The sequence below is a fragment of the Candidatus Pelagibacter sp. HIMB1485 genome (genome assembly GCF_052048055.1).
GTDB lineage: Bacteria > Pseudomonadota > Alphaproteobacteria > Pelagibacterales > Pelagibacteraceae > Pelagibacter.
This window is the reverse complement of the sequence record NZ_JBNAIN010000002.1, coordinates 836,922-851,607: the sequence shown is the minus strand read 5'-3', so window position 1 is coordinate 851,607 and position 14,686 is coordinate 836,922. Positions and strand designations below refer to the sequence as shown.

General features: G+C 27.9%; 11 protein-coding genes. All 11 read right to left on the bottom strand.

Annotation, left to right across the window (positions count from 1 at the left end):
* Positions 1–37: 37 nt before the first annotated feature.
* The 11 genes from dnaE to nuoL are packed head-to-tail and all read right to left on the bottom strand — an operon-like array spanning position 38 to position 14,686.
* On the bottom strand, positions 38–3,454 hold the full coding sequence (gene dnaE, locus ACTTA4_RS06920) for a DNA polymerase III subunit alpha (protein ID WP_440634076.1): 3,417 nt from the start codon (positions 3,452–3,454) through the stop codon (positions 38–40).
* Positions 3,447–4,124, bottom strand: a complete 678-nt coding sequence (locus ACTTA4_RS06915; protein ID WP_440634075.1) for an ABC transporter ATP-binding protein — start codon at positions 4,122–4,124, stop codon at positions 3,447–3,449. Before ACTTA4_RS06915 ends, dnaE begins: the two co-directional genes overlap by 8 nt.
* On the bottom strand, positions 4,117–5,346 hold the full coding sequence (locus ACTTA4_RS06910; RefSeq protein ID WP_440634074.1) for a lipoprotein-releasing ABC transporter permease subunit: 1,230 nt from the start codon (positions 5,344–5,346) through the stop codon (positions 4,117–4,119). The genes ACTTA4_RS06915 and ACTTA4_RS06910 overlap by 8 nt, the downstream gene beginning before the upstream one ends.
* Positions 5,343–6,677, bottom strand: a complete 1,335-nt coding sequence (proS, locus tag ACTTA4_RS06905) for a proline--tRNA ligase (protein WP_440634073.1) — start codon at positions 6,675–6,677, stop codon at positions 5,343–5,345. The genes ACTTA4_RS06910 and proS overlap by 4 nt, the downstream gene beginning before the upstream one ends.
* 1 nt (position 6,678) lies before the next feature.
* On the bottom strand, positions 6,679–6,924 hold the full coding sequence (locus ACTTA4_RS06900; RefSeq protein ID WP_075506651.1) for a DUF1467 family protein: 246 nt from the start codon (positions 6,922–6,924) through the stop codon (positions 6,679–6,681).
* Positions 6,924–8,582 carry a ribonuclease J gene (locus ACTTA4_RS06895; protein WP_440634072.1) on the bottom strand — a complete coding sequence of 553 codons (1,659 nt, stop codon included), beginning with the start codon at positions 8,580–8,582 and terminating at the stop codon, positions 6,924–6,926. The genes ACTTA4_RS06900 and ACTTA4_RS06895 overlap by 1 nt, the downstream gene beginning before the upstream one ends.
* Position 8,583: 1 nt before the next feature.
* Positions 8,584–9,330, bottom strand: a complete 747-nt coding sequence (locus tag ACTTA4_RS06890) for a type III pantothenate kinase (RefSeq protein ID WP_440634071.1) — start codon at positions 9,328–9,330, stop codon at positions 8,584–8,586.
* A 5-nt stretch (positions 9,331–9,335) separates the two neighbouring features.
* Positions 9,336–9,872, bottom strand: coding sequence for a biotin--[acetyl-CoA-carboxylase] ligase (locus tag ACTTA4_RS06885; RefSeq protein ID WP_440634070.1), 537 nt, complete (start codon positions 9,870–9,872; stop codon positions 9,336–9,338).
* Positions 9,872–11,290, bottom strand: coding sequence for an NADH-quinone oxidoreductase subunit NuoN (gene nuoN / locus ACTTA4_RS06880; RefSeq protein ID WP_440634069.1), 1,419 nt, complete (start codon positions 11,288–11,290; stop codon positions 9,872–9,874). The genes ACTTA4_RS06885 and nuoN overlap by 1 nt, the downstream gene beginning before the upstream one ends.
* A 1-nt stretch (position 11,291) precedes the next feature.
* Positions 11,292–12,773 (bottom strand): NADH-quinone oxidoreductase subunit M, encoded by a 1,482-nt coding sequence (locus ACTTA4_RS06875; protein WP_440634068.1) that lies wholly within the window; start codon positions 12,771–12,773, stop codon positions 11,292–11,294.
* Positions 12,773–14,686 carry an NADH-quinone oxidoreductase subunit L gene (gene nuoL, locus ACTTA4_RS06870; protein ID WP_440634067.1) on the bottom strand — a complete coding sequence of 638 codons (1,914 nt, stop codon included), beginning with the start codon at positions 14,684–14,686 and terminating at the stop codon, positions 12,773–12,775. Before nuoL ends, ACTTA4_RS06875 begins: the two co-directional genes overlap by 1 nt.

Below are 14,686 nucleotides of genomic sequence, written 5' to 3'. Positions count from 1 at the left end.
TTATTTACAAATATTTGTTAAAATTGACAAGTTTTATTTAGCTAATTTCGGCTTGAATTTGCTGTTTTCTTAAAAGATTTAAAGATTTTCGATCAAGATTCATTGGTTTTTTTAATTGAAAATTTAAAATTTGATCTTTTGTTAAGAGGTTAAATTTTACTTGAGTTTTACCATCTTGAATTAAAAATTTTGATATCTCTTGGATTTGTTCAATAGATTTAACATTAAATGCTATTTCGTTAATTGGACTATTAAATAAATCTTTTAAAGAAGCTATTTTTTGAACATTAATTCTTTTAAAACGGTTTTCATCGTTAGAAACATTCTTAACCAAGGTTAAAATCAACGAATTACCTTCTTTTAAAATTTCTCTATTTAGCTCCAACAAATCTGAAAAAATAAATATTTCAAATACACTATTTAAATCTGTTAACTTTAAAACAGCATATGCATTTCCTTTAGCAGTTTTTCTCTCTTGAACTTTAAGCAATGTTGCAGCTACATTAACATTTTCTAAATTATCATCTGATATGAATTTTGCATAATCATTAATTTTATAGTCTTCAAAAATTTCTGTAAATTGATTTAACGGGTGATCAGATATAAAAAATCCAACCGATTCAAATTCTTTTGATAATCTCTCTTCAAATTTCCAATCTTCTATTTTGGTTAAAATGTCTTTTTCTGTTTCAGAGTTATCAGAAAACAAATCTATTTGATTGGCTAATTTATTTTCAAAAATATTTTTATTTTTTAAAATTAAATTAGGTATTGAGTTAAAGATTGCTTGTCTATTTGAGTTTAAATTATCAAATGCTCCAGCTTTTACTAATCCCTCTAATTGTAATTTATTTATATCTTTAGGATTAACTCTATTTATAAAGTCATTAATAGAATCAAATTTTCCATTTAATTGTCTCTCTTTAACAATATTTGAAATTGCTTCATAACCTACAGCTTTAATTCCACCTAATGCATAATAAAATTTTCCATCAATAGTTCTAAAGTCTGCAAAGCATTCATTTATGTCAGGTCTAATTGTTTCAACATTAAGTCTTTTTAATTCTTCATAAAATTCACTTAATTTATTTTGATTAGAAATATCCATCGTCATTGATGCGGCAATGAATTCTTTAGGATAATAAGTTTTTAAATATGCTGTTTGATAGGAAATTATTGCATAAGCAGCAGCATGACTTTTGTTAAAACCATATTCTGCAAAAGGTTCAATTTTTAAAAATATTCCAGCTGCAACATCTTTAGCAATTCCATTTTTAACTGCACCGGCTATAAAACCTTGTTTTTGTTTCTCTAGTTCTGCTCTCTTCTTTTTACCCATTGCTCTTCTTAAAAGATCAGCTTGTCCTGCAGTAAATCCTGATAGTTTTTGAGCAATCTGCATTACTTGCTCTTGATAAATAATTACACCATATGTGGGTTTTAAAATATCTTCCAATAATGGGTGTAAGTAATCAGGTTTTTGCTTTCCATGTTTACAGTCGTTATAGGTTGGTATGTTGCTCATTGGGCCTGGTCTATATAATGCTACTAGTGCAATAATATCTTCAATATGATTTGGCTTCATGTGAAGCAAAGCTTCTCTCATTCCTGCACTTTCAATTTGAAACAAACCTACCGTTTTACCTGATGACAAAAGATCAAAAACTTTTTGATCATCATAATTTATTTCCTCTATGTTGAATTTTTTATCTTTTTTTCTAACTAATTTTTGAGTGTTATTTATTACTGTTAATGTCTTTAATCCTAAAAAATCAAATTTAATTAAACCAGCATTTTCAGCTGAATACATATCAAATTGTGTTGAAGGTAAAAGTAAATCTGCAGAAGTATCTTTATATAAAGGAACTACTTCTGTTAATTTTTTATCTGCAATCACAACTCCTGCTGCATGAGTGGCAACATTTCTATTAAGACCTTCTAGTTTCAAAGATAACTCTGTTAATTTTTTTACTCTGGTATCATCATTAATTAGTTTTTGTAATCTTGGCTCTCCTGCTATACATTGGGTTAAATTTTGAGGTCGAGAAGGATCAAAAGGTATCATTTTTGATATACTGTCAATAAACCCATAAGGTAATCCCATAACTCTACCAACGTCTCTGATCACCATCCTTGCTTTAAGTTTACCAAAAGTAATTATGTGAGCTACACTATCTTTATATTTTTTTTTTAAGTATTCAAAAACAAGGTCTCTTTTATCCTCACAAAAATCTATATCAAAATCAGGCATAGAAATTCGATCTGGATTTAAAAATCTCTCGAATATTAAATTAAATTTAATTGGGTCAACATCAGTAATTGATATACACCAAGCAACCAATGACCCAGCACCTGAACCTCTACCAGGACCAACTGGTATATCATTTTCTTTAGCCCATTTTATATAATCAGATACAATTAAAAAATAACTCGAATATTTCATTTTAATAATTATTGAAAGTTCATGATCTAGTCTTTCTTTATAAAGAAGAAAATTTTTATCATTTTCAAGTTCGCTATCTTTAACATTAAAAACTTTTAAAAATTTATCTCGCAGTCCTTCTAAAGAATATTTAGTTAAAAGATCATCTGCATTACCATCTTTATCAGTACTAATATTTGGCAATATAGGATTAGAGAATAATGGTCTAAAATTACATCTTAAAGGAAAGTTATAATTGTTTTCTAATGCCTCTGGTATATCAGCAAATAACTCTGTCATTTCAGAGTTAGTTTTTAAATAATGTTGATCGCTTAATTTTAATCTATTTTTTTCATTAATATAGGTTTTGTTACCAATACAAATCAAAGCATCATGTGCTTCATGCATATCTTTTGATAAATAAAAAACTTCATTAGTAGCAATTATTGGTATTTCTATTTCTACAGACTTTTTTAGATTAAATTTTTCAAACCCATTTTCATTAGTGTCGTTGTGTCGTTGAATTTCTAAATAAAACCTGTCTCCAAAAACTTCTTTAATTTTAGAATAAATTTCGTTTATTTCTGTAAATTTTCCTTTATCAAATAATTTTCCAAAAAGACCTAAAACTGTACCTGAAAAAACTGAAACACCATCAGAATTTTTTAATAATTCATCAAAATTTACATGAGGGTCACTTAATTCATCATTTTCTAAATATGAATTCGAGGACAATTCAATAATGTTTTTATAACCTGTTTCATTCAAGGCAAATAAAGGTAACAATCCAGTTGTATCATTTAGTTTAAAATTAATTTGAGTGCCAATAATTGGCTGTGTTCCTGATTTGGAAATTTTTTCTGCAAATTCTAAAGCTCCACATAAATTAGAAGTGTCACTTATTCCTAAAGATTTAATTTTGTTTAATTTGCAATATTCTTGTAAATCATCAATCTTGGCCGCACCTTCACATATAGAATATTGTGTATGGACTTTTAGATGATTAAAGTTTTGATTTAATGACTCAGACATTGGATGATTTTATAATACCATCTCTCATCTCCAATAAGCAATCTGCCTTATTAGCAAAAAATCTATTGTGAGTTGCAAATATTATTAATCTGTCTGATTTTTTTTGATTATATAAAAGTTTAAAAACTTCTTTTGCTGTATTCATATCCAAACTACCTGTTGGCTCATCTGCCAAGATTATTTCAGGATCATTTACGATAGCTCTTGCTATAGCTACTCTCTGAGCTTCACCGCCTGACAGTTGAGAAGGAAAGTGATTTGATCTGTTTGAAAGACCAATTTTTTTTAATAATTTGTTAGCCTTTGTACTTGCTAATTCTTTGTCATTATTGTTAGCAAGTGATGCTAAATAAATATTTTCTAAAGCAGTAAAATCAGAAAGAAGATTGTTTTGTTGATAAACAATACCAATTTTTTTTGATCTAAAAATATCATTTTCTTCTGTATCATTAAAATTAATTTGATTTTGATTAAACATAATTTGACCTGACGAAGGTCTGTCTATTAAAGAAATTAAATTTAACAAAGTTGATTTTCCTGAACCAGATGGGCCCATGAGAGAATAGATTTTACCTTTTTCAAAATTTTGCGACAAACCTTTTAAGACTTTAATCTTTTTTTCAGACTCAAAACTTTTAGATATACTTTTTAATTCTAAATACTTACTCATATTTTAAAGATTTGATTGGATCTAACTTAGCTGCTTTAAAAGCTGGAAAAATTGATACTAAAATAGTTATAATTATTGAGCAAACTGAAATTAGAATGATTGATGTCGGATTGATTTCAGAAGGCATTTTGCTTAAAAAATATATTTCTTCAGGAAATAAACTTATATTGAAAACTGAACTTAAAAACTGTCTAAAATTTTCAATATAAATAGAAAAAGTTACACCTAAAAAAATACCAAAAATTGTTGCGGAAGTACCTATTATTACTCCAACTAAAAAAAATATTTTAATTATTGATTTATTTAATACTCCAATTGATTTTAAGATGGCAATATCCCGTGTTTTGTTTTTTACTAAAATAGTTAATCCTGAAATAATATTAAATGCAGCAACAATTATTATTAATGACAAAATAATAAACATAACATTCCTTTCAACTTTTAGAGCTGAAAATAATGAACTATTCATATCTGCCCAACTAAAGACAAACTCATCATCAAAAACTTGTTTCACTATTAATTTTTGAGACTCGATATTATTTGGATTTTTCAGATAAATTTCTAAATTTCTTTCGTTATAATCATATCCAAAAAACTCTTCTAAAACATTAAGTTCAATAAATGCAATATTGTTATCAAATTCTGCTAAACCACTATTAAAAATTGAATTAACAATAAAAGTTTTTTGTTTAGGCATACTGCCAACTATTGTTTGAATACCGGATGGTGACATTAGAGTCAATTCATCTCCTATTTCAAGATTTAGAGAAAAACTTAGTTCGCTTCCAATTGATATAAGATTTTCATCAAATAGACTTAAGTCGCCTTTAAATTTTTCATTTGTCAATACCTCTAAATTTAAAAGATCATTATATTTATAACCTCGTAACACTATTCCTTTAGTATTATTATTTTTAAGAATAATAGCCTCCCCTGAATTACTAAAAATAATATTCTTAGAGATTAACTTTAATTTATTATTTATTTTATCTTCATCGATTGAATTTGAATAAGGTTTAACAGTTACGTGTGAATTAAATCCAACAATTTTGTTGATTAATTCAGTTCTAAAACCATTCATTACCGACATAACAATAATTAGAACAGCAACACCAAGACTTATTCCAATAAAAGAAAATATTGAAATGACATTTAAAAAGCCATCTTTTTTTCTAGCTTTTAAAAATCTATAAGTAATTTCTTTTTCTAAAGTAGAAATCAAATTGAATTTTTTTGTTTATTAATAATTTCTATAATTTTGTTTAAAGGTAAGTTTTGAGTTTCACCACCTGTTTCTTTGAACTCTAGTAAATCACCTTCACTCTTCTTACCAATGATAATTTGGTAAGGAGCCCCAATCAAATTCATTTTTTTAATTTTGGATGAAAAATTTTCATCTGTGTCATCAATAATTGCGTCAATATTATTTTTTAATAACTCGCTGTTAATATTATTTGCCTTATCTAGTGCTGAATTATCGTTTTTATTTATCATCGGTATCAAAGCAATATCATATGGAGCAACAGACAATGGCCATTTCATGATTTCATTTTTTTCATCATATTTTGCTTCTATTATGGCCCCTACTAACCTTGATACACCAATTCCATAAGAACCCATTTTAACAAAATCTTTTTTTCCACCTGGTAAATCTACTGATGCATTCATAGGTTTTGAATATTTGTCCCCAAAATAAAATATATGGCCTACTTCAATACCTTTTGTGATTAATTGATTTTCTTTAGAAACTATTTTTTCAAATTCATCTTTATTAAACTTTTCATCTGTGACAGCATAAAATTGCTCATATTTTTTTCTCATTTTCTCTAATGAGGATTTTTCTAATTGAGTATCATCACTGTTTAAATCAAAAATTCTTTTGTCAGTAAAAATTTTACTCTCACCTGTGTCTGCTAGGATAATAAATTCATGCGATAAATTTCCTCCAATTGGACCTGTGTCAGCAGCCATAGGTATTGCTGTTAGATCTAATCTTTTAAAAGTTTTTAAATATGAAAGAAAAAATTTATTGTAAGAAAAAAATGCTTCCTCATCTGATACATCAAATGAATAAGCATCTTTCATATAAAACTCTCTTCCCCTCATTATTCCAAATCTAGGTCTTATTTCGTCTCTAAATTTCCATTGTACATGGTACATAAGTTGAGGTAATGATTTATAAGATTTAATTGATGATCTAAAAATTTCTGTTACTTGTTCTTCATTTGTAGGTCCATAAAGCATTTCTCTATTTTGACGATCAGTTATTCTAAGCATCTCCTCACCATAATCATCATATCGACCACTTTCTTTCCATATCTCACTGGATTGAATTGTTGGCATTAATATTTCTTGAGCTCCAATTTTATTTTGCTCTTCTCTAACAATTTGTTCTATTTTTTTCATCACCTTGAAGCCTAAAGGTAACCATGAGTATATTCCTGCTGAAGCTTGCTTAATCATACCAACTCTCAACATTAATTGATGAGATTTAATTTTCGCTTCAGAAGGATTATTTTTTAATATTGGAATAAATGAATTTGATAAAAGCATCTTAACTAATCATATTTCTTAAATTTAAATATTCAAATTTTATTAGTAAATAAATAATGATAAAAATTACAGTAGTTATGCCAGTGCAATATAAGAATTTTTTCAACATTTTTGGATTTTCAGGTGATCCTGGATCTTCACCATCGATTTTTACTGTTTTTGCTCTATTTACATCAATAGGAAGTATAGCAAAGAAAACTATCCACCATATAATTACATAGATAATTGCTAAACCAGTTACGCTCATTAAATTCTCACTAAGTTAATATTAGTGAAAGGTTTTTTTCCTGTTTTTTCCTTAGAAAATTTTCTACAGGCAATTTTCAATGCATCAATTAAATTATGCTCTTGTTGTTTGCTTCCAATTTTAAATGTTCTAGAAGTTTTTTCTATTTCTTCTTCTAATCCATAAACAAATTCTTCTCTATCATCTACTGGTAAACCACGAAAAGAAAGCACAGGATTATTATGAATATTTCCTTTAGGTGTTATCATTAAAGTTACTTCAAGATATCCATTTGCACTCAAATTTTTTCTATCTTTTATTGACTGTGAATCTGGATCAACACTTACATTGCCATCTAAATACAATCTACCACTTGGAGCTTTGTCATAAACTTCGGGCTGATTACCAGGATATAACTTAACTATATCACCGTTTTCTACTTGTACAGGATATGGAACTTGCATTTCTTTAGCAAAGTTTATGTGTTCTATCATATGTCTGTGTTCACCGTGTACAGGTATCACACATTTAGGATTAACCCATTGATACATTTCTTTTAAATCTTCTCTATTTGGATGACCAGAAACATGAACAAATTCAGTTTCTTCAGATATCACTTCTATACCATCTTTAACAAGTTGGTTGTGCAATTTATAAAGTTTTTTTTCATTTCCAGGTATAATTTTTGATGAAAATATTACAGCATCACCTTTTTCAATAAAAACATCAGGGTGTACATAACTAGAAATTCTCATCATGGCACCCATTGGTTCTCCTTGGCTACCTGTGCAAAGATAAACTATTTTTTCTCTTGAGAAATTTTTAGCTTCACGAGGGTCAATTGGTTCAATTGTATTTTTTAAATATCCACATTGACGTGCAGCTTTGTAAATACGATGCATCGATCTTCCAACTAGTGAAATTTGTCTTCCTGTTTGCTCAGCACAATAAAATGCTGTCTCCATTCTTGCTACATTAGATGCAAATGAAGTAATTATAATTCTCTTTTTCAATCTCGACATTACATTTAACATATTTTTTCTGACATCAAGTTCAGATCCAGACTTGCCGGCACTAAAAACATTAGTAGAGTCACAGATCATTGCTAATACTCCTTCATCACCAATTTCTTTTAATCTCTTCTCATTTATATTTTCACCAATAAGTGGATTGGGATCTACTTTCCAATCTCCTGTATGCAAAATAACACCAGCTGGAGTTTTTATTCTTAAACCATTAGGTTCTAAAATTGAATGAGTTAAAGTTATATATTCAATTTCAAATGGATCTAATGAAACAGTTCCATTCAATTCTACAATTTGTAAATCATTAGTAATATCTATTTGTTTTTCTCGAAACTTCTCTCTAATCAAAACTGCTGTAAATGGAGTAGCAAATATTTTACATCTTAATTTTGGCCATAAATGTGCGATTGCTCCAATGTGATCCTCATGTGCATGAGTTAAAACTATACCCAACAAGTTATCTTTTCTCTCAACAATAAATCCAGGATCAGGATAAATTAAATCAACACCTGGTATAGTATCATCGGCAAAAGTTACACCAATGTCTACCATTATCCATTTATGATCACTTGGTTGACCGTAACCAAACAAATTCATGTTCATACCAATCTCACCAGATCCACCTAGTGGACAAAATAACAATTCATCTTTCATATTATTTTATTTGCTCAGAAATCTTTATTAGACCTTTAATTGTAATATCTTGCTTATGTTTAACTTTCGATTTTATTGAACTTGTAAATAAATCAGAAAATCCACCTGTCAATACAACTTTAAAGGATTTTCTTGTCTCTTTCTTAATTAAATTAATCATATTGTCAATTAAACCAGCATACCCCCAAAAAAAACCTGATCTAACAGCAGAAAGTGTGTTGCTGCCTATTACTTTTTTCACACGTTTAAGCTCAATTTTTGGGATTAAAGTAGCTCTGTCTGACAAAGTATTAAGAGACAACTTAATACCAGGAGCTATTATGCCTCCCATATACATATTTTTTATTAAAACATCAAATGTTGTAGCTGTACCAAAATCTAAAATTATATAATTATTTTTGTTATCCAATAAGCTTATGGCATTTGTAATTCTATCAGAACCTACCTGCTTGTAATCAACTTTAATTTTAATCATTGATTTTAAATTCAAATTTTTTACTTCATGGCATTTAACTTTAGTGGTTTTAGAAAAGTAGTTTTTTATAATTTTAAAAGTGTTTGGGACAACACTACAAAACAATATTTTTTCAATTTTATTTATTTGAATTTTATTTTTTTTAAATAAAATTTTTAATTGCTTATTACTTATTTTTTTTGAAATAAAAGTAATTCTTTTTAAAATTTTATTTCTTTTGGAAACTAAAAAAATTTTAGTGTCAGTATTTCCTATGTCACCTAAAATATACATATTAATTAATTTATTTTATACATTTTTGATATTCTATTTTCAAAAACTAGTTTCAAATTTTTTTCTAATTCAGATTTATTAATTTTTTTTCCTGTTATTCTATATAAATTTGTAGCTGGATAATTTTTAATATTTGGATTTTTTATTACATTAATCCCTATTCCCGTAATTAAAAATTTTTTATCTGATTTCGTTATAATTTCTTGTAAAATACCACTAACCTTTTTTTTATTAATTAATAAATCATTTGGTTTTTTAAAGTTAATTTTATTTTTTATATATTTAGAAAGTGTTTGTTTAACTAATTTACAATTTAACTTTGTAACTCTTTCTATTGAGAATTTATTTTCATTAAATGGATGAAAAAAAGAGGCAAATAAATTACCTTTATATGAAATCCATTTTCTTCCATACTGACCTCGACCACTAAATTGTTTTTCAGCAACAACCATACCAAATTTAAAGTTAGTTTTTTTTATTATTCTTGCAGCAGTATCGTTGGTACTTTTTATTATTTTAAAGTTAAATTTCTTAAATTTCATTAAATAATATTAATTCTTGATACTACCTCAATTAATTGGCTTGGAAATATGAAGTATAAAAGAATTAATATTGTAGAAAAAGTTAATGAAAATTTTAACCATAAACTATGATCCGTATCATATTTATCTTTTTCTTTATCAAAGTACATAATCTTGATTATTCTTAGGTAATAGAAAGCTGCAACAACAGTAGATAACAATCCAACAATAGCTAAAAAATACATTGATTGTTCTAAAACTGCTTTGAAAACGTAAAATTTAGCAAAAAATCCTGCTAATGGTGGTATCCCTGCCAATGAAAATAATATTACAAGTAAAGAAAGTGATAATAATGGATGATTTTTCGATAAACCAGATAAGTCATCAATATGTTCGTAATATTGATTATTTCTTCTAAGCATTAACAAACAAGAAAAAAGGGCCAAATTCATTACAACATAAATTGAAATATAAATTATTGAACTTTGAATTCCTTCATTTGAAGCAGTGGCAAGACCAGCCAATGTGTAGCCTATGTGTCCAATAGAGCTATAAGCAACTAGTCTTTTAATATTTGTTTGTCCAATTGCTGCAATTGCACCAAATAGCATTGAGGCAATAGATAAAAATACAATTATCATTTGCCATTGATCGATTAGATTTAAAAATGGAACATATAAAAATCTAATAAATACAGTTAACGCAGCAATTTTTGGTACCATTGTAAAAAATAATGTTACTGTGGTTGGAGATCCTTCGTATACGTCTGGTGCCCACATATGGAATGGCACTGCTGAAATTTTGAATGCTAAACCTACTAAAATAAAAACTATCCCAAAAGTGAGTACATACTCATTTGAATTAAGTTGTGTGGAAATCACATCAAAGTTTGTAGATCCTGAAAAACCATAAATTAGTGAACATCCATAAAGTAATAATCCTGATGATAATGCACTTAATACAAAATATTTTAAACCTGCTTCAGATGATTTTAGTTGATCTCTGTTATAAGTTGCTAAAACATATAAGGCTAATGATTGTAACTCTAGACCCATATAAAACACAATTAGATCATTAGAACTAATCATAACCATCATTCCTAGTACAGAACTCAAAATTAAAACTGGATATTCAATATTAAAAATTTTAAATATTTTTAAATAACTAGATGAAATAACTAATACTAGAAAACCACCTAATAATGTAATGATCTTCATAAATGAAGACATCTTATCTATTACAACACTGCCATTAAACAAAGTTTCTCTATTCACAGAGAAAGTTTCGTTAATAGCAATTATAGCGGCGATCAAAAATACAAATAAAGACAAGTTAAAAGTAATTCCTGAACTATTTTTTTTAAATACTCCCAATACAAGTAAAAACATTATTGATAATGAGATAAAAATTTCAGGTAAAATTAAATTTAAATTTTCCATGTTATTTACTCGCTAAATTAATATTATGCATATTTATTAAATCTGAAACGGAAACCTCAATTGTATTAATCAAAGGGTCAGGATAAAAACCAAAAAATAAAGTTGGAATAGCTAAACAAGTTAAAATTAAATATTCTGATTTATTTAAATCCAACATTTTCTTTAAATCCTCATTAACTAATTTTCCAAAAACAACTCTTTTATACAACCAAAGCATATAAGCAGCTCCTAAAATTACTCCTAGGCTTGCTAATACAGCTACTAAAAAATTATCTTTAAATGCACCCATTAAAATTAAAAATTCACCAATAAAACCACTTGTTCCAGGTAACCCTAAGGCAGCTAATGTAAATAACATAAATAAAATCGAATACTTTGGTATTATGGCAACTATACCACCATAAGAACTTATCATCCTTGAATGCATACGGTCATAAACAACACCAACACATAAAAATAGAGCTGCAGAAACTAATCCATGACTAATCATCTGAATTATACTTCCTTCTATACCTTGCTGTTGAAGAGTAAATATACCTAAAGTTACAAAACCCATATGTGCAACAGATGAATATGCAATTAGCTTTTTCATGTCTTCCTGCATTAAAGCGATAAAAGAAGTAAAAATTATTGCTATAGCACTTAAAGTATAAATAAGAGGTGTGAATACTTCAGAAGCCACAGGAAATAACCCTAGTGAAAATCTAATAAAACCATATCCTGCCATTTTTAACAAGATAGCAGCTAACAAAACTGAACCGGCTGTAGGAGCTTCAACATGAGCATCTGGCAACCAAGTGTGAACAGGCCACATAGGTGTTTTTACTGCAAAAGAACTAAAGAAAGCTAACCACAATAAATTTTGGTATTTAGCATCAATTCCAATTTCATAAAGTTTAACTACATCTGTTGTGCCTGATATCCAATATATTGAAATGATCGCAACCAGCATTAAGACCGATCCAAGTAAAGTATATAGGAAAAATTTAAATGCAGAATAAACACGTTTTGGCCCACCCCAAATACCAATAATTAAAAACATTGGAATTAATCCAGCCTCAAAAAATAAATAAAAAACAACTAAATCAAGTGCACAAAACACACCAATCATGAAACTTTCCATGATTAAAATTGCAATTAAAAAATCTCTTAATCTATTTTTTACTGAATTGTTAACTGAAATAATACAAAGTGGAGTTATGAATGTTGTTAAGATTATAAATAATATAGAAATTCCATCGACACCAACTTTATAATTAATAAATCCTTCAATCCATGTTCTGTCTTCAACAAATTGAAAATCAGATATGCTTTGGTCAAAAGATATCCATAAATAAATAGAAATTAAAAAATTAACTATACTTGTAAATAAAGCTACATATTTAGCTGTTGAATTATTTCCATCTTTATCTTTTGTAAAAAATAGAAAAAGAGATCCTATAGTTGGTAACAAGATTAAAGATGATAAAATTGGAAAGCTCATTATTTAACTATCAAAAAGGTTAATAAAGCAGAAAAACCTAACAACATTACAAAAGCATATTGATATATAAAACCACTTTGAAATTTATTTGCTTTAATTGAACATTTTTTTATAAAAGAAGAAATTCCATCAGGACCAAATCCATCTATTATAGTTCCATCACAAACTTTCCATAAAAAAGTCCCTAGTTTTTTCGATGATTTAATAAAAATAAACTCATACAACTCATCAAAGTACCATTTATTGACAAGAAAATTGTATAAAGGTTTATTCATTGAAGCTATTTCATTTGGCAACTCTTTGTTCTTAACAAATAAGTAATAAGCAATAGGTATTGATAGGATAACTAAACTAGGTGTTAAAAGTAAAAACCATGTTGGTGGATGATCTGTGCTTAGAGGTTCTAAAAATTTGATTGATTCTGACCAAAAGTAATTTTCACCACCATGTCCAATGAACAAATCTTTAAATAACATGCCTGCAAAAATTGCACCAATAGAAAGCACAAATAACGGAACAAGCATTACCAAAGGTGACTCGTGTGTTTCCTCAATTTTAATCTCTTTATTATTATATTCGCCATGAAATGTTTTGAATATTAGTCTCCACGAATAAACTGACGTTAAAAATGCAGTAACTATTCCAATACCAGCTGCATAATAACCTGTTGTATTTCCTTTCAAGTATGCAAATTCAATAATTGCATCTTTTGAATAGAAGCCTGATAAGAAAGGAAAACCTGTTAAAGCAAGAGTTCCTATAATCATTAAAGCATAAGTGTAAGGTAATTTTCTCCATACACCTCCCATGTTATTAATATTTTGCTCATCTTTAAAAGCATGAATTACTGATCCTGATCCTAAAAATAATAAAGCTTTAAAAAATGCATGCGTAAATAAATGAAACATAGCAACATTGTAAGCTCCTACACCAGCTGCGAAAAACATGTAACCTAACTGACTACAAGTTGAATAAGCAATTATTTTTTTAATATCTGTTTGAACCAAAGCTACCGTTGCAGCAAAAAAAGCTGTTGTCATTCCAACTACAGTAATCAAGTTTAAAATTACTGGAGAAAATTCATATATAGGTGAACATCTAACAACTAAAAATACGCCTGCAGTAACCATTGTTGCAGCATGAATTAAAGCAGAAACTGGCGTTGGTCCCTCCATCGCATCAGGTAACCATGTATGAAGTAAGATTTGAGCTGATTTACCCATAGCTCCGATAAATAACAATAAGCAAACCAAATCTATCGCTTTAACCTCAAAACCTAAGAAGGATAAATCTTTATCTACAACTGTTGGAATTTGTTGGAAAACTTCGTCATAATTTACAGTTCCAAATAAATAAAAAACTAAAAAAATACCTAATGCAAAACCAAAGTCACCTACTCTATTAACAACAAATGCTTTGATTGCAGCTGCATTAGCACTCTCTTTTTTAAACCAAAAACCAATTAAAAAATATGAGCAAAGTCCAACTCCCTCCCAACCAAAAAATAGTTGAATAAAATTATCTGATGTTACAAGCATTAACATTGCAAATGTAAATAATGATAGGTAAGCCATAAATCTTGGTTTATGTGGATCGTGAGACATGTAACCAATTGAATAAATATGAACTAATGCTGATACAGAAGTAACTACAACCAACATTACAGCTGATAGAGGATCAATTAACATTGACCAATTAACATCAAGTGAACCTGAATTAATCCAGGTTGCTATAACAATATTTTCTTCATATTGATTAATGATTACCTGATATAAAACAATTATTGATAAAATCGCAGATATAGAGACTAATGCACTAGTTACTATTTCAGAATTTCTATCACCAATGTAACGCCCAAAAAAACCTGAAATAATTGATGCTATTAGTGGAAGAAATAAAATTGAAAGTTCCAT

Bases quoted from the DNA above. Each gene is read 5' to 3' on its own strand.
- dnaE (WP_440634076.1), bottom strand. From the start codon at position 3,454: ATGTCTGAGTCATTAAATCAAAACTTTAATCATCTAAAAGTCCATACA.
- ACTTA4_RS06915 (WP_440634075.1), bottom strand. From the start codon at position 4,124: ATGAGTAAGTATTTAGAATTAAAAAGTATATCTAAAAGTTTTGAGTCT.
- proS (WP_440634073.1), bottom strand. From the start codon at position 6,677: ATGCTTTTATCAAATTCATTTATTCCAATATTAAAAAATAATCCTTCT.
- ACTTA4_RS06900 (WP_075506651.1), bottom strand. From the start codon at position 6,924: ATGAGCGTAACTGGTTTAGCAATTATCTATGTAATTATATGGTGGATA.
- ACTTA4_RS06895 (WP_440634072.1), bottom strand. From the start codon at position 8,582: ATGAAAGATGAATTGTTATTTTGTCCACTAGGTGGATCTGGTGAGATT.
- ACTTA4_RS06890 (WP_440634071.1), bottom strand. From the start codon at position 9,330: ATGTATATTTTAGGTGACATAGGAAATACTGACACTAAAATTTTTTTA.
- ACTTA4_RS06885 (WP_440634070.1), bottom strand. From the start codon at position 9,872: ATGAAATTTAAGAAATTTAACTTTAAAATAATAAAAAGTACCAACGAT.
- nuoN (WP_440634069.1), bottom strand. From the start codon at position 11,290: ATGGAAAATTTAAATTTAATTTTACCTGAAATTTTTATCTCATTATCA.
- ACTTA4_RS06875 (WP_440634068.1), bottom strand. From the start codon at position 12,773: ATGAGCTTTCCAATTTTATCATCTTTAATCTTGTTACCAACTATAGGA.
- nuoL (WP_440634067.1), bottom strand. From the start codon at position 14,686: ATGGAACTTTCAATTTTATTTCTTCCACTAATAGCATCAATTATTTCA.